The sequence below is a fragment of the Microbulbifer maximicatervae (SeqCode) genome (assembly GCF_052468295.1).
In genome coordinates this window covers 671571-695432 of the sequence record NZ_CP174340.1, presented here as the reverse complement: position 1 = coordinate 695432, position 23862 = coordinate 671571, and the positions used below count along the sequence as shown (strand labels likewise).

Below are 23862 nucleotides of genomic sequence, written 5' to 3'. Positions count from 1 at the left end.
TGGAACCTTAGCTCAAAGGTTTAATTTATGAATCAAGCGGCCACTGGTAGTCCCCTGTACCAACAAGGAGAAAAGGACCACGCCAAATACCATAGATTGAATTGTCCACCAATAGGGCAATTCAACTGGAAGAGAAAGCACCAGAGCGACCGCAATAACCCCTCGCAGCCCGCCCCAACTCATTAACAGACGCCAGGATTTCGGTATCGGGGGGCCAACAAAGCGAGTCAGAGGTGCCACTAAGAATACAGATAATGCTCTAGCTCCTAAAGCAGCTGCTGTAGCAATAACCATCGCCAGCCATTGGTGGGTAAACATCTCAAAAGTAATCACCAATCCCATAATTACAAAAATAATGCCGGTAAAAAACAGCCCCATCCACTCCCAGGTTGGACCCGCATGAGTCAAATAGGTGCTATTTTGCTTACTTAAGCACGCTCGAGCAACAATTGCACATATCATTACCGAAATGATACCTGACACATGAAAAATACTTTCCGCCAAATAGAAACTACCAAATGCAGCGATTACTAGAGTCATTAAAGCTGCACTGGGAGATCGCAGAAACAATATAACAAGAGTGGTTATCAAGCCAAAAATAAGCCCAATCGCAACGCCACCGAAAAATACCATGCAAAAATATAGTGTCACTGAAGTCGCGTCCAGCGAAGGGGTTGCAGCCCCCATCGACGAGCTTTCTACAATACCATAGGTAGCTAGCCCTAACACTAACGAATAGAGCACTACAGCTGCAGCATCATTGAAGAGGCTCTCTCCATCTACCAAGGTTAAGAGATCTTCTCCTGTTTTTTCCTGACGCAACTTATTAACTACAGAAACAGGGTCAGTAGCCGCTAAAATAGCCCCGGTCAACATGGCCGCCACCCAAGGAAACCCCTCCGGATGACCAATGCCGTAATAAGTAATTGCTGCAATAAGAACTGCACAAATAACCAAACCGAGTGTAGAGAATAACAGTACAGGTCCAATCCAGCGCTTTAAGACTTTAGGTTCCAGCTGCCAGGCAGACTCAAAAATTAATACCGGTAAAATAACAAAGAATACCAGCTCTCTGATACTGGTTGCACGCAAGCCTGTATCATATTCAATAATGGGAAGTAACAAAGCCGCCAGCACTCCTGCGACAAGGCAGCCAAGTGTATTATCAATACGTAAGATCCTTGCAATGCCCAGCCCAATAACTGCAGCGGCAGCGAGATATAGCCCCTGCCCTACAACAGTGACTATATCATTCACTTATCCACTCCCATTACCAGTGCATTCTAACTTCGGATACAGACACATCCTCACTGAACACTCCCATCTACAAGTAGAGACTTTACAAGTTTTACATAGGACTCCACATACAAGTGCGCACTCTCATGGCTAGTTAAGGGCTCACAATATCCAAATACAAAAATAGTATTTCTACTGGTGGTATACGTAATTACCATTAGCGGGTGTGCGGCATGGGTTTGTACAACCATACCTGACTCAATTTCAAAGTATCGAAGCTCTCCGGCTAGCCGCTGCATATTGCCGGCATTAGAAACACAAATACCAGAAGGAAATACAGTACTTTCTGCCGTCAATGATTTTGCAAAATTTTTCACATCATAAAATTCGTAATGAGTATCACAGCTTATTGCAAATGGAGCCTCTTTATTCAAAATCAAACCTAGCTGTTTGTCTAAGTCATTAGCTAGAGACTTTAGAGTTTTAGAAAGCATTTTTTTTGTAACACATAAATTGGCCGTAGCCGAAAAGGATCCGACTTCATCCAAGCTTACTGATGGCTTGCATAATCCACGAATATCTATCGTTACAACTATTTCAGTCTCCCCTGGGAAAGTAGGCATGTTCTGCGCAGCGCAAACGGCTACAGCGCTAAATAGTGAACTTAGTGAAACTCCCCAATTTTTAGCCGTTTGTGATAGAGCTTCTGCTACTTCAGGAGGCATCAACTTAAGAATTGAGCATCCTTTTCTGTCTTCAATAGGTGCCGCTTGCTCTACTTCCCATCTTCTACAGCTATTGGATTTCTGTATGCTAAATAAATCAACATCCTTAAACCCAGCCAAGTGAAGATACTCACCCGCACTTTTTCTTAACGGCTTAGGTTCTTGGCTAATATAGCTTCCCTCCTTCTCCAGAAATCTGTCTAAATCACGAAAAAGTGTCATTATTGACCGACCATCCAATGCAGCATGGTTACTAACAATGATGACCCACTTAACTTCACCATCCACATTAACATGCAAAGTAATCCCATAGGCGCAGTTTTCTATGTCAATAAATTGATTTTGCTGCCAAAGGTATTCACTTTCGTATTCTAAAGGTTCATTTAACTGCTTTATGATTAGAGGTACTTTTTCAAAACCGACATCACAAATCCAAGAAGGCTTGGCGCCCATTTTGATTCTCGCCCGAAGCATTGGGTGTTTTCTATGCAAAAAGATAAAGCCTCTGTATAACTGTTCGACAGTAACAGAATCGCAGAGACGAACAAACGATATTAGCTGAGCTCCACCACGAGACTCATTAGTCAATTCAACAAATAGAGCCTCTTGGGGCCCCAACTCACGTGAGAGTGGCTCATTCTCCATGCAGGCCTCGCATTTACTAATGGGTACATCACATGTAATACAAGAAGCACCCTCTTCAGTATAGGAAAATAGTTAGACTGTGTTTGTTTGAGATTGTCTACTGATACAGAGAACGGATCACTAAGACAGCTAGCACAATCACAATGCAATTAATAATCGATTTGTTCCTTCGTTTAAACAGATTAAAAGGTTAAAATAAATTGCTTATGTATAGATATCTTATCATGCCTTACCTAAATAGAATTCAACTAATTTTTATATAAAAAGTGATTATTAATGACCTCTACAAGAATTTCTTTTCATCAAACTGTCATCACCACTATGGAGAAACTCACCGCAACCGAGTACGAAATAGAAAATGCGCCTAGCAATCTATGCATCTAAATTGACAACTTAAATAACACAACACAATACAAGAATAATTTAATCTTCCTTTGAAACTCTCACTTGAAAAAAGAAAGCAACCTAGAAACCCTATATAAAAATTAAGGAGTTAGACCAACCTAAAACAACCCAATCAACCCAATCAACCCAATCAACCCAATCAACCCAATCAACCCAATCAACCCAATCAACCCACCAATAATTATCAATAAACAAAATCACTAAACAGGCACAAATTTCAAGTTAAAAATTCATTTCATTAAGTAGACTTTTAATTTACATTCAAGCAATAAAATATCAGGAAATATTATATCAAAACTTCACATACAGTCCTCCTCACATCCTAGCAGGCAGCACTCTATTTAATTAAAGCTAGGCTACGCAACCTAACAAATTAAACAGCTAGAGAAGTACCGTATTCTTTATTGGTCAATTCAGAAATCGCGACTTTTAAACCTAACTGAGATAAAATAGAGCCAGTTACTTACTATAAAAAAGTTAAGAGCACTATCTCTGAGAGACAAGAATACGTATGATCTCTATAAATCGATCTGCGTAATTAACGGCACTTTTATGGCTGAGTAATGGCTCACAGTAACCAAAAATAAAACTGGAATTACGATTGGTTGTATATGATATTATTGTTAAGGGGCTCAAACCATTTGTCTGTGTAACCATTCCTTTTTCAACTTCAAATATTTTCATTTTCCCGCCCAACTTATCCAAGCTACCTAAATTTGATACACAAATTCCAGCCATAAAGGATTCATTCGCAAAAGTGGTTTTTGCAGCCATATTCTCTATGTCAGAAACCGTATAAACGGATTCTAACTTCTTAGCTAGTGGAGTCTTTTTAGATAGAGCAGAAAGCACCTGAAACTGAAAATCTTCTGCAAGGTCTAGAAAATCAATCAAGGCAGCCCCCTTGTGAACCTTCAAACAAGTGGTATATGAAAATGAGCCCACATGCTCAAAGGAAATCGGGGGATCACAAAGCCCCCTAACATCCATAGCTAAAACAATCTCCGTTTCTTTTTTGAGGCCAGGCAGCGTCTCTGCAGCAATAGAGGCAACTGCACAAAGCATCGAAGTAATTCTTATATTCCTAGGCTTACCAATTTTTGCCAGTGACCGAATAATATCTGGATTTAATAAGCGAGCTATCGCATTAGCCCTTCGCTCACCTACAGGTGCAGGTGTCTCTACAAGTCGACTATAAGAATTCTCTTCTCCCCCATGAAAAATATGTTTCTCCCCTACATATCCTGCATCCCCCAATCTATTTACTATACTTTCCTGCAATGGTAAAGATTCGACCTTTGCTTCCATATAGTTCTCAAGCAGCAGCCTATCTAATTCCAGATATATAGTCATGATAGAGCGGCCATCCATCACGGCATGGATATTATTAAATACCACCCACTCTACCAACCCCTTGTCATTTGTGAAAATCGTAAGGCTATATGCATACTTCTCACTATCCAAATAGTTCTCCGCTTGACGGGCATATTCCAACTCAAAATTTAAAGGGTTATTTAGCTGGAGAATTTTAATAGGAATGTCTGAAAATTTCACATCACATACCCATTTGTAGTGGGCATTCTTTACAACCCTCGCCCGCAATAGGGGATGGTGCTGATGGAGCACAGCAAACCCCTTACATAGTGACTCGGGGGTAAGAGGTTCACATACCTTAGTGAAGGTAATTAATTGCAATCCGCCTTTTGACTGCTTGGTCAGCTCAACGTAAAGCGCTTCTTGCCGCCCTAATTCACGAGAAAGCACTCTTGAATTCATGCTAAAAAATGTCACCTTATAGCGCGTATAAGCACTTAGTATAGGCAACATTATTTAGTAATTTGTGTATTAGAAAGCTGAAGAGCAGCCTCTACTAGAAACTTGATCCCAATTGATTTACCAAGGAAACAGTATATGGTGATATATACGATATGCAGCTTTATGGTGCCCTCAGCAGAGGGCCAAATCATCATATTTACGTCTTATCTTTTGACACAAAAGCAAAACGACAGCCCTCAGATTAGAAATATCGGGTAAGAATTATCGCTAATTTCGCAGCGACAGAACTTCAGAAACACTATTCCATAGTGTTTTATTTTTAATTTTGTACTTTTCCCGATTGATTGCTCTGAGTTTCTAATGAGTTATAATATTCATGCATCAACTTAATGAGCGAATATTAAGACTAAAACTTAATAAAGCTATATTAGCAAACATATCGATGATAATTTACTCTTCTACATAACAATCAAACTTTCTGTGACGTAGCAATAGGTACGAACGCCCCACGGTCTTTCTTGCACAGCTGAGATCAAGCTCACATTTCTTTACTGACATCAGTAGAAAAAGGGATTAAGCTCAATTCCAATATTAAGAACATTAAGAGCACGAGAGTAATAAAATCAATTAAGTATTAGCGGCAAACGTCAGCTAGTACGCTTTCGCAAAGTCCCAGCAGTTTGACTTCATACTTAAAAAGCAAGGAGATGAGCATGAAAGACAAGCTTCAAATTCAAAAAGTAGTAGATGAACTTTACAGCGGTATTTCCGGACCTGCAGGATTTCAACGCGACTGGGAAAGACAGGCATCATTATTTTCCCCTGATGCAAAAATGATACGCACATTTGAGGATAGCAATGGCAAGCCCCAGTCTACGATCCTCAGCGTCCAAGAATATCCAGAAAATTTTGAAAATCTAATTGCAGATCGTCCTTTCTATGAAACTGAAATACACAATATTATCGAGCAATTTGGAAATATTGCTCACGTCTTCAGTATTTATGAGGCCTGGAGCGATAAGGAGAAAACCCAATTCCTAAAAAGAGGGATAAATAGTATCCAGCTTTTGAACGATGGCGAATCCTGGAAGGTAGTGCATATGATTTGGGATGACGAAAGACCCGGGCTGACAATGGAATCGAAATATAACCCCGCAGTCACTGCCTAAGCAGTATTTACGAGCACAATTAGACCCTAAGAGGCATTGCCTCTTGGGGAAACCAAATCCAGACTTATTTTCCTCTCCAGGTAAATCCGCTAAGGCTTGCAATCCTTCAAAATTAAGGCGTAAACTGTACATTAATACAGTTATCGCTAAAAAAATGTCAGATCATCCTTCCACTAAAGCGCCATCCCCATGCAAGGGCCGAGGAACCGCTTCTAACCTCCCTGGGCGCTTTGCTGAACTTTCCAGCTCCCGTGAAACTGATGGCTGGCAAGTGGAGCCTGATCAGCCGGTGAGACTAATAACCTCATCCATTGAGGAAAAGGCGAAAACTATTATCTCGACTAATCAATCTCCAGATATCCCTTTCTCCCAATCGATAAACCCCTACAGGGGATGTGAGCATGGTTGTATCTATTGCTATGCCCGCCCAGCCCATGCCTACATGGATTTATCGCCAGGGCTCGATTTCGAGACCAAGATTTTCTACAAGCCAAATGCTGCTGAGCTTTTAGAGAAAGCACTACGAAAGAGCAGCTACCAGTGCAGTCCCATCGCTCTGGGAGCCAATACCGATCCCTATCAACCTCTGGAACGAGAGAAAGAGATAACCCGTAGTTTGTTGGAGCTTATGCAGGAGTTTCGCCAGCCGGTAACCATTGTCACCAAAAGCCAGCTAATCTTGCGAGACCTCCCACTGCTGGCAGAAATGGCACAAGATAACTTGGCCCAAGTCGCCATTAGTGTGACCACGCTAGATAATGCCCTTAAGCGTAAGCTTGAGCCAAGGACCGCTGGCCCTGCTGCTCGTCTGCGAACAATTGAACAGCTGAGTACAGCGGGCATTCCTACCGCAGTACTCGCTGCGCCTATGATCCCCGCTCTCAATGACTGTGAACTGGAGTCGATTCTTGCAGCTGCGCGGGAATCAGGGGCTGTAAGAGCCGCATATATCCTATTGCGCCTCCCCTATGAAGTTGCCCCTCTATTTCGGGAATGGTTAGAGGTACACTACCCAGAAAGAGCAAAGCATGTCATGAGCCTGGTGCAGCAAAGCCGTGCAGGTAAGGACTATCAAAGTGAATTTTCCCAAAGGCGAACTGGCACTGGCATATTTGCTCAACTACTCCAGAGACGCTTTCAAGTGGCAATGAAAAAGCTGGGTTTGGATCATCGGCGCCTTACCTTGGATTGCTCACAGTTCAAGCCACCGCCTCGCACTAATGAGCAGCAGGATTTATTCTCTTGAATCTATGGGCTATATAAAAAAGAAGGAAGGGCTGAGGGTGAATTGGTTTCTCTATCTTATTCGAACGGCCAGAGGAACACTCTATACCGGTATAACCAATGATTTGGAGAGGCGTTTTGCTGAGCACTGTAGTGATGGCCCAAAGGCGGCAAAAGCACTACGAGGTAAGGGGCCCCTTACGCTCGTGTTCTCTGTGGGGCTACCCGATAAATCAACCGCCTTGAAAATGGAAATAGCCATTAAGAAGTGGCCAAAATCAAAAAAGGAAAAACTAATACTTGGCTCTCATTCCCTGCCAGAAATTTAGCTTGTTGAGAAAGCCATTATCACTTTGGTGTTAACAACCATGCCTCTTCTCTTGCGGGAACCTTGCCTTTAAGCCCACCAACAACGTCTCTTGTCGCTAATACTTGTAGGCTATAATCGGCATCGTAATATTCATAAATCAAACGGCTCCCAACAGAAAAAGGTGGGCCAGGCATCTGAGCTTGTTCATACTCGAAGGATACGAGGAGTTGAGGTGCGACCTGGGTAATAGCCATTAAGTGTCTGACATATTGCTCACGAATATCTGTGGGGAGGGCTACCAGTGCAGCCCGATCATAAATCGCTACAACCGGCCCCAACTCCTCTCTACCCAAATCGAATATATTGCCAACAAAAATATCGATGTTGGCACCAGAGTAGCACTTCAGATTACCTACCTGGCTTACCTGTGGGGTTACTGCCATTTCACTGAAGAGCTGCTTCACGGCCTCCTCATTGAGTTCACAGCCAACGACTGAGATATTCTGTTCTAATAACCAAGCAATATCTTTCGTTTTGCCACATAGCGGCAAGAAAATCCGATCACCCGGAGACAGAGAGAGACTGGAAAAGAATTCGGTCAACAACGAATTGCCGGCCGCCTCGTGAAAGCCAATATCATTTCTTTTCCACTTATCGTGCCAAAATTCTTCCTTCACAACTGGCTCCTACAATCCAAGGTAAAAAAATAGATAAGAAACGAATTACATCAATGAAGAAGTGTTCTGTAGTATTCCATTTCGATACTACTTTCAGACTCATAGGGTTCAGTAAACGCCAAAGCCGCAACAAATACCATTGCTGTAGATAGCAATATACGTTTTACCATTGAACTACACCTCTATTCAATCTTACTGAACCCCTTACAACCCTTTCCCTAAAGCACTCAGATTAATCTTTCAACAAGTCCTTACTGCTCGTTGCTGACGCGGCCATAAAATATCAATCAGGCCGGCAAATACTGCACCGATAGATACCGTTGCAATCAGTTGAAAATAGGTATCCAAGGTAATGTCCAACTGCGCAAGAAACGCAATAATGATACCAATGGCATAGCTGGTGACGTTCCGAATACCGGTCACCATTCCCATTGCCCATACACTGATAATCGAGAAGAGAAGTGCAATCGGCCCAACCAGGATACTTGGGTCAATTTGCCATTTATGTGCCGCTGTTTGAGCGCCCAACCCCAACCCCAGCCCGGTCACCACACATGCGAGATTGTAGGCACCTGCCCGCCAATCACGCCCCCTGGAGTAATAGGCAATAACACCCAACACCGCTACCCATATTGGCATTCCGCCCAGATAACCGACGAGTGCCGCAACAATGAGAATTGCAAGGATTGGTGACTTCAGTAACTGGGGGGACAAGCTTTTACGCTTGGTTAAAACACTGGGCCACTTCATGATTTCCACTCCTTCGAGGACACCCTGATAAGAGGTAAGATTCCTTGCCTAAAACGTAAAACCCGCCAACACTCTGAAAGGATCTATCAGAACCATTCCTTGATATGAAGCTATTTTCAGGTAGTTCCCACTCTGGGGGATAGAAAACTTCTTCCGTATTCTTGCCCAATCTTGCAATCAGCAGGCAGTAGCACGAAGCAGACAAAACAGACTCACCCGCCGGCCATGTGCAAAAAGTTGAAATGCATAAATTCGACTGATCAAGGCTACTCAAGCGACCTCGTATTCAGGCCGGCAGAGTGTGGGAGCTGCATTCTATTAGATTCTCAAAGGAGTTTTGTCACAGCCCATTACAAGCGTTACCAGGGAATTTCTGTCCCGTCATAGTTATAAAATCGACCCGTTTTTGCTGGCGTTACTGATAAAAGCAGCTTTTTTAGTCCGCCGACACTTTCCTCAGCAGAAATCAGTGCTCCGGGGCCGCCCATAGCCGTTTTTACCCACCCCGGATGCAAAGCGAGAACCGTGATTCCTCTCGGCTCTAAATCGACAGATAAGCTTTTGACGACCTGGTTTACGGCTGTCTTTGAAGTTCGGTAGATATATCCCCCGCCAGAGCGATTATCAGCGATACTCCCAACCTTGCTGCTCATCACCGCGATTAGCTTGTGCTCGCTGGCCGCAACATTGTCACAAAAAGTTTCTGCCATCATATAGGGGGCGATAGTGTTGGACTCTAAAACTCGACGCCACTCTGCGCGGTCAACAGCGCCAAATCCCACGCCCTTCGGCCCGTAGTAACCTGCATTGTTGAGCAATATGTCTATCGGCTCTCCTTGAAAGGCCTTACCTAGAGAGATCATCTGTTCGTAGTCGGTCACATCTAGGCGAATCAACTGTATCGAGGGGTAGCGTTCTTGCAACACCGCGAGCTCAGCGGCTTTCTTCGGTTCCCGGCAACAAGCCAGGACTTTCCAGCCAATTTCGGCAAACTGGGCACACAACTCAAGTCCAATTCCCCGATTGCAGCCAGTAATTAAAATCGTGCCGGACATTGGCGCTCCTTAAATGGTATTCTTGCGGGAAAGCGATCATAGCAACTGTATAGCAATGTATTACACTCTCAGCGACATACTGTGGCTTTCCCTGTTCTTTGTGGTTCTTTGGTATATCTGGGCCAGTATGGCCGCTAAAGAGCACGTCCGGCGAGCCGCTTCTGATCACTGCCGACAGCTCGGTGTCCAACTGTTAGACGACACCGTGCTTTTGGTTCGTACTCGAATCAAAAAGGATAAGAGGGGGTTTTTCAGCCTTCACCGCAGTTACAAGTTTGAGTTTACTTCTACAGGCGAACATCGCTATTCAGGCACTGCTGTACTTCACGGGAATCGCATCCAACAGTTACAGCTTGCCCCCCACCACGTAAGTTAGAGGTACCCATGCAACGCGGCCTATATCGTCACTACAAAGGAAATCTGTACGAGGTTTTACATACCGCAAAACATAGCGAATCCGAAGAGGTTATGGTTGTGTACCGAGCCCTTTATGGAAGCTATGGCGTCTGGGTGAGACCCCAAAGAACATTTAATGAAACAGTTTCTAAAAACGGCGTTAAATCTCCACGCTTTGAATTAGTCCAGGCATTTGACATAGCTGCCTGACCTGACTGAAATATAATTAATTTTGGAGGGGCCATGCTTCCTCCAAAGTCACTTTATCTGCCTATTATTTTTTCCAATAAGATAAGCAACTTTCTTCAGTTATATCTGCACCCAATCCAACTCAATCTTTTGTCTAACTTGCTGGTACTTAGGTGTACTATCAGCTTACAACTGACCCCGAAAACCCCCAGCGTTTATTAATCGAATTACTTATAATTTTGATTTGGAATAATTTTGCGCCAACTATTCGTTGGATCTTTCAGCCTTTGAAATAAGCTCTTTCATTCTATTCTTCCCGCCTGGTCAAGATTTCATTATTGCGACATAAATCGGTCAAGTCCGTGCAATAATCGATTTGTAACTTGTCGGCATGCGAGGCTTACCGATGAATCTAAAGAGTTTTGATGTGTCCATAGTGCTGTATATGGTTGAGCGGGCATCACGCCCCAGCTCTCGCCGGCGCTATCTGTGGCTATCTAAATCTGGGGATGGGTGGGCAGCCGGGGCACTTTTATTCACCTATGTATGGCTCAATTCAGCCATTCAACTGCTGTACTTGGCATGTACCGCAGTTGCCTTGGAGCGCGGATTGTACTGGGGGATAAAAAACACGACACGGCGACTTCGCCCGCCCCAAGCAATCCCGGGCATGCGTCCCGTAATTGTGGCGCACGATCGTTTCAGCTTACCGTCGGGCCACACCTCATGCGCCTTCCTATTTATAACCGCGATGTCTATACAGGTGAGCCCCATGTGGAGCTTCGGTTATATCTGGGCCACCGGTGTCGGAGCCGCCAGGGTTGGCCTGGGAGTTCATTTCCCGTCTGATATTTGTGCCGGCGCTATTTTGGGGACCAGTGTCAGTTTAATTGTGAGTGCTGCCTTTTTATGAAGATACTTTACGGCGTTCAATCCACGGGTAATGGGCACATCAGTCGCTCCCGTGCGCTGGCTAAGCAATTCGAAAAGTATCCAAATCTCGAGGTCCAGTGGTTATTTTCAGGCCGTCCAAGAGAAAGCTTATTTGAGATGTCTTCTTTTGGAGACTATTGGTGGCGGGAGGGAATGACTTTTATCCACAGTCATGGCCGCTTGAATAGTTTCGCAACACTACGAAACATCAATGCAGTAAGGTTCATCAAGGATATAAGAACACTGCCGGTTAATAATTTTGATTTAATTATCAGTGACTATGAACCTGTTACGGCCTGGGCAGCGAAATTTAAGAAAAAACGCAGCATCGGTATCGGCCATCAATACGCCTTTGAATTCCCGATCCCTGTACCTCGCAATAAGTGGGCATCCCGCACAGTACTAAAATCATTTGCCCCAACACAAGAGAGTATCGGTTTGCATTGGCACCACTTCGGCAACCCAATACTACCGCCAATCGTCCCTCAGAAACCTGAACTCTCCCAGGAGTTGGGTGAACATATTCTAGTTTACTTGCCTTTCGAACAGCCTATTCCGATGCTGGACGAACTTTCCAGGCTGCCCTATCGGTTTATCGTCTACGGTATACCCCACAATTTACCTACCTCTAGTAATATTCAAGTTAAGGCCCCCTCAATTAATGGCTTTCAGAAGGATCTGGCAACCTCTAAAGCAGTAATCTGCAATAGCGGATTTGAATTATTGGCTGAAACCCTGGCTCTGGGAAAACCCATTCTCAGTAGGCCTCTCGCCAATCAATTTGAGCAGGAAGCCAATGCCAAAGCGCTCGATCAGCTCAAACTGGCCACAATCGTAAAACAGATAAATGCCTATACGATCGACAAGTGGCTAGCCAACTGCCCCCCTCCACTTCGGATAGTTTGGCCTGATGTGGCTCAATCACTGGGCAACTGGATTGCTTCCGGGTGCCGACAAAGCCCAGCTGAACTATCCTCCCAACTGTGGCGCAAGGTGGTACCAAAGCCCGTTGCAGAAGCAGCACCAGTATTTCAAAGAATATCCGAGTAAAAGCACTCTAATAATCGCCAAGTCTATTCATAGAATCAGTCATTGCCCAGTGCACCCTCTCCACGTTTACATATACACTTGAATCGTAGAGTTCCAGCATAAAAATATTCAATGGAAAACTACCTGGAAATTAAACGGATTACCCAAAAAGAATAATGTAAGAGGTAAACATGGCCCATCAGCTGCTCAACGAGCGTGAAATCGATTTTTTACTTTATGAATTTTTAGATACCGAAGCCCTAATCAATCGCCCTCGGTACAGTGATCATTCCCGTGAAATTTTTGATGCAACACTGAATACCGCACACACCATTGCAGAAAAATTTTTCGCTAATCACAACGCCAAAGGCGATGAGATTGAACCGAGCTTTGATGGTGAAAACGTCAGCGTTATCGAAGAAACCAAACAGTCCTGGGATGCTTTTGCCTCTGCAGGATTTCTCGCCGCTCACTGTGATGCAGAGGAAGGCGGACTACAATTGCCAGAAGTTATTCTGCGCACAGCACTCGCTTATATGGCCGCAGCAAACGTTGCCAGTGCTAGCTACCCGTTCTTGACCATTGGCGCGGCCAATCTGGTACGCACTTTCGCCAGCGAGTCGCTTAAAAAGCAATTCCTTCCACAAATGTTGGACGGACGTTTTGCCGGGACTATGGCACTAACTGAACCGGATCAGGGCTCCGCGCTGTCAGACATTCGCACTAGCGCCTTACCAGAAGAAGACGGCAGCTACCGTATTCACGGACAGAAAATGTATATTTCTGGTGGCGATCAAAACCTCACTGAGAATATCGTTCACCTGGTTCTGGCAAAAATTAAAGGCGCACCCGCAGGTGTGAAGGGAATATCACTTTTTCTGGTTCCCAAATTCCTTCTGGACGAGCAGGGGAAACCGGCAAAACGCAATGATGTAAAACTCGCAGGCCTGCTACATAAAATGGGTTACCGCAATACCACATCAACGGTATTGAGTTTTGGTGAGGACGGTGGCGCTATAGGCTACCTGATCGGTGAACCCCACCAGGGCCTGAAGTATATGTTCCAAATGATGAATGAAGCCCGTATCAGTGTGGGAGCTGGCGCTTCTGTACTTGGATACCAGGGGTACACTTACTCTCTTGAGTACGCCAAGGGCCGCCCACAAGGACGTATGCCCTCTAACCGAGATCCTGAATCCAAACAGGTCCCTATCGTCCAGCATGCCGATGTTCGCCGTATGCTACTGATGCAAAAAGCCTATGCTGAAGGTGGCTTAAGCTTGAGTGTTTATGCCACCTCACTTTACGAGGATGAGCATACAGCCCCTACAGAAGAGCAGCGCAACAATGCTGCAACACTGCTCGATCTGCTAACTCCCGTAGTAAAATCCTGGCCCTCCAAGTACTGCCTAAAAGCTAATGAGTTGGCGATTCAGGTTTTGGGGGGAGCGGGTTATATTCGTGAATACCCGGTAGAGCAGTTGTATCGAGACAATCGCCTTAACGCAATTCACGAAGGTACAGAAGGCATCCATGCCCTGGATTTACTGGCCCGGAAAGTACCGTCAAAAAATCTTGCTGGCTACCAACTGTTACAGGCAGAGATCCGCAATACGATTATGCAGGCCAGGGATAAACCTAAGCTCGAATCTATGGCCAAAATGCTGGAAGAAGCCCTGGAAAAATTGGATGAGACAAGTTTTGCATTATTCTCCCAGCTTCAGGAAGATGTGGATCGCGGCCTGGGTAATGCCACCCTATACCTGGATTTATTTGGCTGTACCGTAGTCGCCTGGTTGTGGCTGCAGCAGGCAGTTATCGCAGAAAAAGCACTGGAAAAGAATCCTAACAGTGAAGCTCAGGATTTTTACCTGGGTAAATTACACACTGCGAAATACTATTTTGAATGGGAGCTGCCAAAAACAGAGACAGCTATCGCACTGCTGAAATCAGGCAATAGCGTTCCTTTCGACATGCAGGAAAATTGGTTCTAGTTAAACGACTTGTCGAGCAAAACGGAAATTACAGTTGTACCGTAATTTCCGTACCTCCCTGAGGAAGAGGGGCTGCATGTATTTGCCCTTCATAGCTCTCAACAATATCCACTACCACGGCAAGTCCAATACCCTGCCCAGGTTGCTGTTCATCGGCGCGAACGCCCCGCTGGGTAACCGCTTGCCATTTCTCACTGTCCAGCCCTGGGCCATTGTCTTTAATTCGAATAGACAGTTTGCGAGTATCTTCCATATTCTCAACGGCAACCGATAATTTCCCGTCACCATATTTATAAGCGTTATCCAGCAAGTTACCCAGGACTTCCATCAGGTCACCTTCGTCACCATAAAACAGGGTGTTTTCAGCACAGGAACTTTCGACATCACACGGCTTACTGCGATACACCTTTTCAAGCGCATCCAGTATTTTATGGAGCAGTGGCGCGACCGGTGTCCCCCGTATAATGGATTTCGGCGAACTGGTTACTGCCCGCTGCAGTTGATAGCTGATAATACTGTCCATCCGCTGCACCTGATCCGTTAGCGTCTTGCCGGCGGTTGTTGAATCTCCAGAAAATTTGAGACCTTTCAATACCGCTAGTGGCGTCTTCAGGCTGTGGGCCAGGTCAGCTAATGTATGCCGGGTTTTTTCTCTCTGGCGGCGCTCATTTTCAATCAACAGATTTAAGTTATCTGTCAGTGGGCGCAGCTCCCGAGGAAAATTACCCTCCAATCGATCAGCACCCCCACGCTGCATTTCCTGAAGCGCATTAGCCAGGGCTGTCAGCGGAGAAAACCCCCAGCGCAGAACCAACCACTGTGCAAGGATTAATAACAATGCTCCCAACCCCAACCAGTGCCACATGGTTGAGCGAAACTGCCCCACTTGAGCCTGTAGCGGGGCCGCATCCTCGAGCACTGCAAAGGTAAACAAATTTTCATCTTCCAGCCCCCAGGCAACCCCTTGGCGGAAACTGCTATAACTTCCCTCTTCTCCCGGAACCGATACCTGCGAATAGGACTCCTGCCCCTGGGAAAGCGGATAGAACTCCAGCTGCGGCATTGCCAGGGCTGACTCCGAACGCCAGATAATCTCACCCTCCCGATCAATAACAGCGCCCACCAAACCGGAATCAGGCTGGTTGAAGCGTTGTTCGGGCAAACTCGGGGGCAGAATCAGGGTTTTGCCTTCCGGCTCAGCAACCGCCAGCAGGGTGTAAATGTAGACCTGCAGCTCCCGCTGCTTGGCTTCATTCAGGGACGTGCGGTAGGCGTGCTCGAGGACTCCAGAGATAAGAAGAATAAAGCCGACCAGCACAAGACTGGTAACCAGGGCCAGACGCCCCTTTAAGGAACCCAGAATATAAGAAAGCAGGGGGAAATTGATGGATCTCACTGCGGAATCACAAAGCGATAGCCGCGCCCGCGCAGAGTCTCGATAGGCTTAAGCTTGGCTGCCGCATCAATTTTTTTCCGCAGGCGTCCAATAAACACCTCTATCACATTGCTGTCCCGGTCACAGTCCTGTTCATAGATATGTTCTGTCAGGGTGGTTTTTGACACCACTTCATCCGGATGTAGCATCAGGTATTCAAGTACCTTGTACTCAAACGAAGTCAGGTCCAATTCAACTTCATCCACACTAACCCGTTGCGCACTGGTATCCAGAACGATAGGTCCAGCTTTAATCGTCGGTGATGAGAAACCTGCGGAACGGCGCACCAGGGCATTCAACCGTGCGAGCAGTTCTTCAGTATGGAAGGGTTTTACCAGGTAATCGTCCCCGCCAGCTTCCAGGCCGGAGACCCTTTCCTGCCAGTGTCCCCGAGCCGTTAAAATCAGAATAGGAAAATGCTTCTCTTCACGGCGCAGTGTTTCAATAACCTGGATACCATCAATTTTGGGTAAACCCAGGTCCATTACTGCCACGTCGTAGGGATATTCCCTTCCCAGATACAGTGCCTCTTCTCCATCGGGGGCTTCGTCAACGGTGTACCCGGCCGTGCGCAGGGACTCTGCCAGCTGCTGCCGCAGTAATGCTTCATCTTCAACTAATAGTGCGCGCATAGTAATTACCTTATTGCGGCTCGCAATTATTCTGCTATCGGGATATACGGCCGCTCTGTTTATCGACAAACACCACATAAACCTGGCTTTTGGCCGACAGTCCCTTCACCCGATACACGGCTCGCCCCTGTTTTTTGGTCTCAGAAATGGCGAGAATTTTTCCACCAAAGCGTTGTTTTACGATTGAAGCAGCCCGATCCCTTGAGATTTCTCCCCCTTGAACACGAAGAAAGTGGGGCTGGAAACTCTCCCGCTCATAAGCGGGGTAGCTGTGTACCGTGGCACTGCAGAGCGCCGGCAAAAACACAGCGGTAAAAGCAATAAAGCCAAGTAAGGTACGATTCAGTTTCACGGTGCGGCTCCTGTGGATATCCAATTTTCCACCCTTTATAAACTCCCTGCCGCCCTCAACCGGGCTCAAAGAGCCGGTGAGACGTCGACATGGACCCGGATTCTATCGCCCGGATGATGGTCAGTGCGAGTCAAGTAAACTTGCCCATTATACCGATAGCGGACATCGTATCCGACTAATTCCCTTCTTGTAGAGTATTCATCTACAACATGGCAACGGGACTCTGTTGCATAGTGGACTGGAGCATTGGCACGGCTGATCTGGTTACCTACCAGGGCGCCCACCAAAGCCCCTGCGATTGTGGCGCCGCCACGATTGTGACTGCGATGATAACCGTAGCGTCCACGGTGGCCGTGATCGCCTAAGTTATTGCCGATTGCAGCACCTATAAGTCCCCCCACTACAGTACCTGCAGGGGAAGTCGGCTCGCGATAGGCAACCTGTTCATCGCGACACTGAGTCGTCGGTGTAACAACCTGAACATCGGTGTAGACGGGAGTAACCTCGGTAACTCGCGCATAATCATAGCCACCCGCAGCATAGCCTCGGGGGCCCGCGCTGGCAGTAGAACTTAGACCCACCAGTGCCGCAACTGCCGCACCCGCGATTAGCTGTTTGTATAGTTGCACGATATATCTCCCGCTAGTCATCAACGGGAGCCAGATTACTTAAGATGATCTGAATAGACGCTGAATTACACTGTCGTACCAGCGTAGCAGCGAGGTAAAACGATAAGCCAGCCTCTCAGGATTGGAATTTGAATGGCAGGGCACTATTCAGGAGCCCCAGATGAACTATCAGTCTCCTCATCACCCTCTCGTCGGTCACTGGCCTCTCGATCACGCCTAGGCCGAGAATCCTGGTGCCTTCTCCCCCTTTCGTGCTCCCTTCTGGGCCTATCTCCTCTCGCCCGGTCGCCCCTTGGTCGGTCTTCTCTGTGCCGGTTTCCCCTAGGTCTATTCTCATCGGACCTATCCCTCCTAGGCCCATCTTCCCTGAGTCTATCCCCTTGCGCTCGCTCTCCCCGAGCCCTATCACCTCTGGGCCTTTGCGGTTCACTCCTATCGCCCCTAGCTTCCCGCCAGCGCTCGCGCACTTGCTCTCTCTGTTCGGGGGACATCTGCCGATATCTCTCACGAGCCTCACGGATACTCTCACGCCTGCCTTCCGGCAGGGCGCGGTACTGTCGATAAGATTCCCGCAGCTGATTACGGCGCTCCTGGGGCAGAGACTGCCATTTTTCATAGCGCTGCCGAGCATTGTCACGCTGCTCAGGGCTCATTGAGTTCCATCGACGCGCACCCCGCAACAACCTCTCCTGCTGGCTATCAGACATGTTGGGCCAGCGCTCTTCCATGCCCTGTAACAGCTTGCGATCACTATCACTTAGGTTTTTCCACTCCACAGACCACGCCATACCAGCCCAAAGCAGAGAGGCTGCCATCAAACAAGTTGCGACCAGGGTTTTAATCATGACTGTCCCCCGGCCATATATCTTTGCTTTTGGTGCCTTCTTGGGTTTGCCCGGGACCTTGAACCAACTCGGGATCTTCAGGGATAACGACATCACCTTGTTCATCGACCCACTCTTCCAGGAATAACAGGAATTCCTCCGGCAGAGGCTCAGCTTCCTCCGCCTCGGTAGTACCTGGAAATACGAGCGCACACATAGATATGATGAATAAAACACTACGAAGAGTGCCCATCCAGCTCCTCCGCCAACCACTGATAAAACTCCATATCCTCAATCATCTCGATATCCATATCTTCATCCAGCAGCCAATCACCACTCACTAGCAGCTCTGTACGACTTTCATTATTGATAACAGAACTGGGCCACCATAGAGCAAGAAATAGCACTGCGGCAGAAGCCGCTGTAACTGGAAGGTATGGATACAAGGTGTTGAGTGAAAAGTACCGTTTTTTATTATTTTGATCTTGCGCTTCGGAGCGGATTCGCCGCAACTCAGCCAGGGTTTCCGTATCGAGCGATCTCTCTCTACGTATAACAGCGGCACTGGCCGCTCCGAGTATACGCTTCTCGTTAGTCGATGAATTGTTTTCTAAATTACTCATTCCATCGCCTCCAAATGAACCCGCAGGCTGCGCAATGCTCGAGAGAGGTGAGTCTTCACACTTCCCTCGCTACAAGCCATAGCCCCTGCTGTCTCACTGACATTAAAGCCTTCAACGCAGCGCAACAAAAAAGCCTGCTGTTGACGCAGAGGTAACTTTTCAATGGCGCGGTCAATGGCATCAATCGTACGTTCACCGATTAGGACACTATCCGGGCTGCGGCCGTTGGGGTCGGGAAATTCACTCAGATCCCATTCATCGCCTTCGCTATTAATAGGAAGTTTATCTTTCAACAGCTGCCAACGGGACAGGTTTTTCTTGCGACGATGCCAATCGGTTATGCGGTTATTAAGAATGGTAAAAAATAATGGGCGCCACTCCGCACGGTCTCGGCAGCTATAGCTTTTGACGAGTGCAAGCATAGAGTCCTGAACGATATCCAGCGCATCATCACGGTCCCCTACAGCATATTTCGCCATAGTGAATGCCCGCTTTTCTACTGAAGCGAGAAACTGATCCATAAAAGCCGATTGAGGTCCCTTGACGAGGATGCAATCCTTCTACGGCTATTGCGGAGCCTCTAAATAATTCCGTGATATTTCTTTGGCTGTCAGGGCAGCTCACAGTCTAGGCGCGGCTTCACAGGAGTGTTTAAACCTTTTGAGAAGTCGCAGCACAGAGTATGAACCACTCTGAAATCCCCGTAGGACAGACTTAGAAGGCCCCAGCTACTGCATAGCTCTTGCAAAGGACTAAGCCCTTTATCAGCAGGCTGCGCCTAGCGACTGCAGTCTTCCAAGACTATAGAAATATCACGGAATTATTCAGAGGCTCCTTAGTTTGCCGCAACCCACTAGATAATGCCTGCTACAACCAACAATCACTAATCGTTATTGTTGTCACGGGATCTACGATGGTGCTTTTTTGTCCGCTCGCCGCGTTCGTTCTTCCGATCGTATCTATTATCTATTCGCTCGCCTTTTTTATCGAGGCGCTCGTTTATTTTCTCACCTTTGTTATCCAGGCGCCTATCGATACGATCACCTTTTTTATCTAAATGTGCAGCTAATTTATCTCTCCCATTAGCGGCAGCCTGCTCAGACCGCTGGTCCAGGCGCTCATTAATACGATCACCTTTATCATCAAGGCGCTCTTCAATGCGATCCCCCTTTCGATCGAGACGATTTTCAATACGGTCGCCGCGATCATGTCCATTATCCTCACTGCTTTCAGCTTGCAGCGAGAGGGGAAAACCAAGGCTAAGCGCCAGTACTGACAGTCCTATCAGTTTATTCATAAGTTGCTCCAGTTCCGTGAACAAAAAACTCAATGCATTAACAGCACTGACTATAACGTCAGGCACTGGAGCTGGTTGACAGGACTCCTATGAAAAATCAGCGAAATCAGAAGACAAAAATAATCGGTGCACAAAGTACCATTCTCTGTTCAACCCTCTACAACTTCCGGGCCGGGCACTTCATCGCCGAGCCAGCGTTGTGTCAGGGTGCCAGCAGTCATAGCGCCGTTAACATTCAGCGCTGTTCGCGCCATATCAATCAGGGGCTCAACAGAAATTAGCAGAGCCGCGATAGTAACTGGCAACCCCATTGCCGGCAGTACCACCAAGGCTGCAAAGGTCGCCCCGCCACCAACGCCCGCTATACCGAAAGAACTGATCATTACAACCGCCACTAAAGTAGCAATCCATACTGGGTCCCATACATTGATCCCCATCGGCACTGCCACCATCACTGCCAGCATGGCCGGATAAATGCCGGCGCAGCCGTTTTGCCCAATAGTCGCACCGAAAGATGCAGAGAAATTGGCAATTGCTGGAGACGTACGCAGCTGGTCCACCTGAGTCTCGACATTCAGGGGAATAGTTGCAGCACTGGAGCGGGAGCTAAAGGCAAAAACCAGCACCGGCCATACCTTGGTGAAATAGTGCAGCGGATTGATACCATTAATCAGTAGCAGCAGACCGTGCACCAGGAACATCAAACCAATAGCCGTAAAGGAGGCCAGCACAAAACTCAATAAGTTAAGAATATCTCCCATACTGGATTTAGCGATCAGGCCGGTAACCAAAGCCATCACGCCGTAAGGGGTAAAAGCCATCACTAGTCGCACCAGCTTCATAACCCAGACTTGAGCCACATGAACGAAGCGCTCAATCGCTGCGCCCTCTTCGGGAAATTCACGGCGAACCGCCAAGGCTGCCAACCCTAAAAGCACCGCGAATATAACCACCGCTATAACAGAAGTAGAGCGAGCCCCGGTCAGGTCCAGAAAAATATTGCGCGGCACAAAAGAGGTAATAATCTCAGGAATGGAAAGGTCTGTGACCTTGCCAATGCGCTCATTCAGCACTTCCACTCGCGCAGCTTCCCTGGAACCCTCAACCAATCCCGCAGCCGACAAACCAAATAGCTCGGCCATAGCCACGCCAATTAGAGCGGCCACCGCCGTTGTTCCCAATAGCACCCCCAGGACTGAAATACTGATTTTGCCCAGCGCCTGGGTATGGCTGACTTTAACTACCGCCACTAATATGGAAGTCAGCACCAGGGGCATCACGAGTAAATACAATAGATTTACGTAACTGTCCCCTATCATCTCTACCCAAGGTATCACCTCTGCGGGTGCAGCCCCCCATCCGCGAGACAGTTGCAGGGTGCCTCCAAAGATAACTCCAAGAATCAGGCCAGCCAGCACTGCTGGTGCGAGGGAGTCACGGCCTCGCTGCCAGCGAAAAAGTCCGTATAGAAAAACAATAAATAGAAGCAGGAAAGCAAATGAACTGATATGCATAAGGTCTGGGTCCCACCCGGAACAAAAGGGGAAAGTGGCGGCATGCTATCAGCGATCCGTCACAAGCCTATAGATGTGTTAGTTATAGTTTTATAAAGTTTGGGAGCTTCTAATAATCCACTGTTACCCCGCCGGCTTTTACCAGCACTCCATTAGTACTCGCTATAGATTGAGAGCCGAAATAAAGTCGTCTCTATCCTGCGGCCCAACCAATGTTTTATGCCAGCGTCCATCGGTACCAATAATGAACGTAGAAGGCAGCACCTCCGGCTTCTCCTGCCCCCAGCGCCCTTGCGGTTCGGCCACTAGAACGGGAAAAGTAATACCCAACTTATCCGCCTGTTTTTGTATTTCCGCAATCGGTAAATTGTCGAAGTTCACCCCAACAACAACGACATTGTTGTTACCGTCGGCCAGTTGGTTAAGGACCGGGATCTCCTCTCGACAGGGCTTACACCACTCTGCCCAATAGTTAACCAGCAAAACCTTACCCGATACATCCAACTCTTCCCCATCAATGGCTAGAAGCGATTTATCGTCTTTAGCGCAGGCGCTTATTCCGCATACCAACAAAAGAAAGGTGACCGCTGCTGCTCTTGTCATCTTCACTTTGACTATTTTCATCAGGCCCACTTTCTCCCCCGCTTTCAGAGTTTGTTTGCTTATCATCAGTCCCGCCGTCGTGGCCCAGCTCAAGGGGCTTACCTTCAGCCTCTTTTTGCTCGGTCTCCAGGAACAACTCCCCAACAGTAATACCTAATTGCTCCCGGGTTGACTCTCTGGCATTGGCAAAGCGTTGCTCTACCTCTCCATACCAGGGCAATCCATCCAGGCTTGCGGGAACCCCACTGGGCATCCACTCCACACTCAACCAACCCGCCAATTCAACCAGGGACACCGTATTCAGGTCCCTTAGCAAAACATAATCATTGCGATCAGTTTGGGTCACCATACGATTAACCTGAAGGATATTCCGCAACCTTCGCCACTGAACAAACTTGATTCCCATACGGGAAATATCGCGCTCCTTCAGAGGCCTCCCCTGCGCGCATTTCTTATACATCTGCCAGAGAACAATAAGGAGGGCAACCAGGTCAGAATGCTCCCGCTCCTGGGTCGCAGCGTGATAAACCGATAGTGTGCGTACCAACACACAGCCGGCCAATACCAGTATCCACATCAGATAAATCCAAAGCAGGAACAGGGGAACAACAGCGAATGCCCCATAAATTGCCTGGACTGAACTCCGCGCTACCAACAAGCCGAATAAGTACTTCATAACCTCGAAAGCAATCGAGATTATGATCCCCCCCTCTATTCCGTGGCGCAACGGGACATAGCAATTGGGCACAGCTATGAACAGTAGGGTAAAAACTATGGAGCTGAAAATAAACGGCAGAACCCTGAATAACAACGAAGTTACCTCAAAGGAATCGGCTCCACCCAAGAAAAATTTTTGTGAAAAGACAAAAGTACTTGTCGCCAGGCCCGCCCCTAATAGGATTGGACCGAGACTTAATATCGCCCAGTACAAAAGAAAACTCGAAACGCCGCTGCGGCCTTTTTGGACGTCCCAGATAGAGTTAAAGGTCCCCTCGATACCGCGAAGGGTCAAACCCGCAGTAATAATCAGCATCGCGATACCAACGCCCGTCAAACGCTGTGCCTGTTCGGAAAAACTGCTGATATATTTTTGGATCTCGCGCCCACTCTGAGGCAAAAAGTGGGTGAACAGTTGGTCCTGTAACCTACTCTGCAAGCCGGCAAAGTCGGGAAACAGTGACAACATGGCGTAGCTCACCGTCACCAGGGGAACTATGCCAAACAGTGTCAGGTAAGTGAGAGCAGCCGCGCGTTGCCGACAATCCTTTTCATCAAACAGTTTCCACAGTGACGTCGCAAAGCGCAGCCAGTGGTTTCCCCAATCCTTAACGGTGCTTCTCATTGTGATCTCTCTATGCCTGGACATCTCGCCCAGGCCGCAGTATTACTGCCCCAATTAGCCAAGGAGCTCCCGAAAACCCCGCAGAACTTTGGGAGGAT

26 protein-coding genes are annotated in these 23862 nt (G+C 47.2%); 8 read left to right on the top strand and 18 right to left on the bottom strand.

Going from position 1 to position 23862, the window contains the following annotated elements; all coding sequences use genetic code 11:
• Positions 1–12: 12 nt before the first annotated feature.
• The 3 genes from ACJJIQ_RS03485 to ACJJIQ_RS03475 all read right to left on the bottom strand — a co-directional run bounded on the left by ACJJIQ_RS03485 (position 13) and on the right by ACJJIQ_RS03475 (position 4787).
• On the bottom strand, positions 13–1257 hold the full coding sequence (locus tag ACJJIQ_RS03485) for a cation:proton antiporter (RefSeq protein WP_445363711.1): 1245 nt from the start codon (positions 1255–1257) through the stop codon (positions 13–15).
• Positions 1258–1307: 50 nt separating this feature from the next.
• Complete coding sequence (locus tag ACJJIQ_RS03480) at positions 1308–2606, bottom strand: hypothetical protein (RefSeq protein WP_445363710.1); 1299 nt, start codon at positions 2604–2606, stop codon at positions 1308–1310.
• 891 nt (positions 2607–3497) lie between these two features.
• Positions 3498–4787: a hypothetical protein gene (locus ACJJIQ_RS03475; protein ID WP_445363709.1), complete on the bottom strand. Its 1290-nt coding sequence runs from the start codon at positions 4785–4787 to the stop codon at positions 3498–3500.
• 713 nt (positions 4788–5500) lie between these two features.
• Here ACJJIQ_RS03475 and ACJJIQ_RS03470 point away from each other — a divergent pair.
• The 3 genes from ACJJIQ_RS03470 (at position 5501) to ACJJIQ_RS03460 (ending at position 7509) form a co-directional block, all read left to right on the top strand.
• Complete coding sequence (locus ACJJIQ_RS03470; protein WP_445363708.1) at positions 5501–5956, top strand: Cif family virulence factor; 456 nt, start codon at positions 5501–5503, stop codon at positions 5954–5956.
• A gap of 154 nt (positions 5957–6110) precedes the next feature.
• Entirely contained in the window at positions 6111–7202 is a 1092-nt protein-coding gene (locus ACJJIQ_RS03465) for a PA0069 family radical SAM protein (RefSeq protein WP_445360055.1), read from the top strand.
• The gene (locus ACJJIQ_RS03460) at positions 7177–7509 is read left to right on the top strand and encodes a GIY-YIG nuclease family protein (RefSeq protein WP_445363707.1); all 333 of its coding nucleotides are present in this window, start codon (positions 7177–7179) and stop codon (positions 7507–7509) included. The genes ACJJIQ_RS03465 and ACJJIQ_RS03460 overlap by 26 nt, the downstream gene beginning before the upstream one ends.
• A 19-nt stretch (positions 7510–7528) precedes the next feature.
• On the opposite strand, the gene tmpT is transcribed toward ACJJIQ_RS03460, so the two are convergent.
• The 3 genes from tmpT to ACJJIQ_RS03445 all read right to left on the bottom strand — a co-directional run bounded on the left by tmpT (position 7529) and on the right by ACJJIQ_RS03445 (position 9972).
• The gene (gene tmpT / locus ACJJIQ_RS03455; RefSeq protein ID WP_445363706.1) at positions 7529–8167 is read right to left on the bottom strand and encodes a thiopurine S-methyltransferase; all 639 of its coding nucleotides are present in this window, start codon (positions 8165–8167) and stop codon (positions 7529–7531) included.
• Positions 8168–8407: 240 nt separating this feature from the next.
• Positions 8408–8917: a DUF1097 family protein gene (locus tag ACJJIQ_RS03450; RefSeq protein ID WP_445363705.1), complete on the bottom strand. Its 510-nt coding sequence runs from the start codon at positions 8915–8917 to the stop codon at positions 8408–8410.
• 359 nt (positions 8918–9276) lie between these two features.
• A complete protein-coding gene (locus ACJJIQ_RS03445) occupies positions 9277–9972 on the bottom strand; it encodes an SDR family oxidoreductase (protein ID WP_444905910.1) in 696 nt (231 codons plus the stop codon).
• A gap of 13 nt (positions 9973–9985) precedes the next feature.
• Between ACJJIQ_RS03445 and ACJJIQ_RS03440 the strand changes: the two genes are divergently transcribed.
• The 5 genes from ACJJIQ_RS03440 (at position 9986) to ACJJIQ_RS03420 (ending at position 14513) form a co-directional block, all read left to right on the top strand.
• Entirely contained in the window at positions 9986–10348 is a 363-nt protein-coding gene (locus ACJJIQ_RS03440; protein ID WP_413664979.1) for a DUF3301 domain-containing protein, read from the top strand.
• An 8-nt stretch (positions 10349–10356) separates the two neighbouring features.
• Positions 10357–10578: a DUF1653 domain-containing protein gene (locus ACJJIQ_RS03435; RefSeq protein ID WP_413664978.1), complete on the top strand. Its 222-nt coding sequence runs from the start codon at positions 10357–10359 to the stop codon at positions 10576–10578.
• Positions 10579–10963: 385 nt separating this feature from the next.
• Entirely contained in the window at positions 10964–11470 is a 507-nt protein-coding gene (locus ACJJIQ_RS03430; RefSeq protein ID WP_413664977.1) for a phosphatase PAP2 family protein, read from the top strand.
• The gene (locus ACJJIQ_RS03425; protein ID WP_445363704.1) at positions 11467–12540 is read left to right on the top strand and encodes an MJ1255/VC2487 family glycosyltransferase; all 1074 of its coding nucleotides are present in this window, start codon (positions 11467–11469) and stop codon (positions 12538–12540) included. Before ACJJIQ_RS03430 ends, ACJJIQ_RS03425 begins: the two co-directional genes overlap by 4 nt.
• A gap of 170 nt (positions 12541–12710) precedes the next feature.
• Entirely contained in the window at positions 12711–14513 is a 1803-nt protein-coding gene (locus tag ACJJIQ_RS03420; protein WP_445363703.1) for an acyl-CoA dehydrogenase, read from the top strand.
• 28 nt (positions 14514–14541) lie between these two features.
• Here ACJJIQ_RS03420 and ACJJIQ_RS03415 read toward each other — a convergent pair whose 3' ends face one another.
• From ACJJIQ_RS03415 to ACJJIQ_RS03360, 12 genes are all read right to left on the bottom strand, one after another.
• Positions 14542–15909, bottom strand: coding sequence for an ATP-binding protein (locus tag ACJJIQ_RS03415; RefSeq protein ID WP_445363702.1), 1368 nt, complete (start codon positions 15907–15909; stop codon positions 14542–14544).
• A complete protein-coding gene (locus ACJJIQ_RS03410) occupies positions 15906–16580 on the bottom strand; it encodes a response regulator transcription factor (protein ID WP_282931897.1) in 675 nt (224 codons plus the stop codon). The genes ACJJIQ_RS03415 and ACJJIQ_RS03410 overlap by 4 nt, the downstream gene beginning before the upstream one ends.
• 34 nt (positions 16581–16614) lie before the next feature.
• Positions 16615–16932 carry a PepSY domain-containing protein gene (locus ACJJIQ_RS03405; protein WP_282931896.1) on the bottom strand — a complete coding sequence of 106 codons (318 nt, stop codon included), beginning with the start codon at positions 16930–16932 and terminating at the stop codon, positions 16615–16617.
• 65 nt (positions 16933–16997) lie between these two features.
• Positions 16998–17561: a glycine zipper 2TM domain-containing protein gene (locus ACJJIQ_RS03400; RefSeq protein WP_413664972.1), complete on the bottom strand. Its 564-nt coding sequence runs from the start codon at positions 17559–17561 to the stop codon at positions 16998–17000.
• 143 nt (positions 17562–17704) lie between these two features.
• The gene (locus tag ACJJIQ_RS03395) at positions 17705–18406 is read right to left on the bottom strand and encodes a DUF3106 domain-containing protein (protein WP_445363701.1); all 702 of its coding nucleotides are present in this window, start codon (positions 18404–18406) and stop codon (positions 17705–17707) included.
• Positions 18399–18638 (bottom strand): hypothetical protein, encoded by a 240-nt coding sequence (locus ACJJIQ_RS03390; RefSeq protein ID WP_445363700.1) that lies wholly within the window; start codon positions 18636–18638, stop codon positions 18399–18401. Before ACJJIQ_RS03390 ends, ACJJIQ_RS03395 begins: the two co-directional genes overlap by 8 nt.
• Positions 18622–19008, bottom strand: a complete 387-nt coding sequence (locus tag ACJJIQ_RS03385; RefSeq protein WP_445363699.1) for a hypothetical protein — start codon at positions 19006–19008, stop codon at positions 18622–18624. Before ACJJIQ_RS03385 ends, ACJJIQ_RS03390 begins: the two co-directional genes overlap by 17 nt.
• The gene (locus ACJJIQ_RS03380; protein WP_444912518.1) at positions 19005–19529 is read right to left on the bottom strand and encodes an RNA polymerase sigma factor; all 525 of its coding nucleotides are present in this window, start codon (positions 19527–19529) and stop codon (positions 19005–19007) included. Before ACJJIQ_RS03380 ends, ACJJIQ_RS03385 begins: the two co-directional genes overlap by 4 nt.
• Before the next feature lie 362 nt (positions 19530–19891).
• Complete coding sequence (locus ACJJIQ_RS03375) at positions 19892–20305, bottom strand: hypothetical protein (RefSeq protein WP_444915971.1); 414 nt, start codon at positions 20303–20305, stop codon at positions 19892–19894.
• Between the two features lie 149 nt (positions 20306–20454).
• Entirely contained in the window at positions 20455–21819 is a 1365-nt protein-coding gene (locus ACJJIQ_RS03370) for an L-cystine transporter (RefSeq protein ID WP_444927243.1), read from the bottom strand.
• A 162-nt stretch (positions 21820–21981) separates the two neighbouring features.
• Positions 21982–22443 carry a TlpA family protein disulfide reductase gene (locus ACJJIQ_RS03365; RefSeq protein ID WP_444912516.1) on the bottom strand — a complete coding sequence of 154 codons (462 nt, stop codon included), beginning with the start codon at positions 22441–22443 and terminating at the stop codon, positions 21982–21984.
• On the bottom strand, positions 22361–23764 hold the full coding sequence (locus ACJJIQ_RS03360; protein WP_445363698.1) for a YihY family inner membrane protein: 1404 nt from the start codon (positions 23762–23764) through the stop codon (positions 22361–22363). The genes ACJJIQ_RS03365 and ACJJIQ_RS03360 overlap by 83 nt, the downstream gene beginning before the upstream one ends.
• Positions 23765–23862: the final 98 nt, after the last annotated feature.

Excerpts from the sequence above, each read along its gene's own strand:
- ACJJIQ_RS03450 (WP_445363705.1), bottom strand. The coding sequence starts at position 8,917 with ATGAAGTGGCCCAGTGTTTTAACCAAGCGTAAAAGCTTGTCCCCCCAG.
- ACJJIQ_RS03420 (WP_445363703.1), top strand. The coding sequence starts at position 12,711 with ATGGCCCATCAGCTGCTCAACGAGCGTGAAATCGATTTTTTACTTTAT.
- ACJJIQ_RS03440 (WP_413664979.1), top strand. The coding sequence starts at position 9,986 with ATGGTATTCTTGCGGGAAAGCGATCATAGCAACTGTATAGCAATGTAT.
- ACJJIQ_RS03460 (WP_445363707.1), top strand. The coding sequence starts at position 7,177 with ATGAGCAGCAGGATTTATTCTCTTGAATCTATGGGCTATATAAAAAAG.
- ACJJIQ_RS03410 (WP_282931897.1), bottom strand. The coding sequence starts at position 16,580 with ATGCGCGCACTATTAGTTGAAGATGAAGCATTACTGCGGCAGCAGCTG.
- ACJJIQ_RS03360 (WP_445363698.1), bottom strand. The coding sequence starts at position 23,764 with ATGAGAAGCACCGTTAAGGATTGGGGAAACCACTGGCTGCGCTTTGCG.
- ACJJIQ_RS03370 (WP_444927243.1), bottom strand. The coding sequence starts at position 21,819 with ATGCATATCAGTTCATTTGCTTTCCTGCTTCTATTTATTGTTTTTCTA.
- ACJJIQ_RS03480 (WP_445363710.1), bottom strand. The coding sequence starts at position 2,606 with ATGGAGAATGAGCCACTCTCACGTGAGTTGGGGCCCCAAGAGGCTCTA.
- ACJJIQ_RS03395 (WP_445363701.1), bottom strand. The coding sequence starts at position 18,406 with ATGATTAAAACCCTGGTCGCAACTTGTTTGATGGCAGCCTCTCTGCTT.
- ACJJIQ_RS03375 (WP_444915971.1), bottom strand. The coding sequence starts at position 20,305 with ATGAATAAACTGATAGGACTGTCAGTACTGGCGCTTAGCCTTGGTTTT.
- ACJJIQ_RS03435 (WP_413664978.1), top strand. The coding sequence starts at position 10,357 with ATGCAACGCGGCCTATATCGTCACTACAAAGGAAATCTGTACGAGGTT.
- ACJJIQ_RS03445 (WP_444905910.1), bottom strand. The coding sequence starts at position 9,972 with ATGTCCGGCACGATTTTAATTACTGGCTGCAATCGGGGAATTGGACTT.
- ACJJIQ_RS03385 (WP_445363699.1), bottom strand. The coding sequence starts at position 19,008 with ATGAGTAATTTAGAAAACAATTCATCGACTAACGAGAAGCGTATACTC.
- ACJJIQ_RS03465 (WP_445360055.1), top strand. The coding sequence starts at position 6,111 with ATGTCAGATCATCCTTCCACTAAAGCGCCATCCCCATGCAAGGGCCGA.
- ACJJIQ_RS03470 (WP_445363708.1), top strand. The coding sequence starts at position 5,501 with ATGAAAGACAAGCTTCAAATTCAAAAAGTAGTAGATGAACTTTACAGC.
- ACJJIQ_RS03425 (WP_445363704.1), top strand. The coding sequence starts at position 11,467 with ATGAAGATACTTTACGGCGTTCAATCCACGGGTAATGGGCACATCAGT.
- ACJJIQ_RS03430 (WP_413664977.1), top strand. The coding sequence starts at position 10,964 with ATGAATCTAAAGAGTTTTGATGTGTCCATAGTGCTGTATATGGTTGAG.
- ACJJIQ_RS03380 (WP_444912518.1), bottom strand. The coding sequence starts at position 19,529 with ATGGATCAGTTTCTCGCTTCAGTAGAAAAGCGGGCATTCACTATGGCG.
- ACJJIQ_RS03475 (WP_445363709.1), bottom strand. The coding sequence starts at position 4,787 with ATGAATTCAAGAGTGCTTTCTCGTGAATTAGGGCGGCAAGAAGCGCTT.
- ACJJIQ_RS03365 (WP_444912516.1), bottom strand. The coding sequence starts at position 22,443 with ATGAAAATAGTCAAAGTGAAGATGACAAGAGCAGCAGCGGTCACCTTT.
- ACJJIQ_RS03390 (WP_445363700.1), bottom strand. The coding sequence starts at position 18,638 with ATGGGCACTCTTCGTAGTGTTTTATTCATCATATCTATGTGTGCGCTC.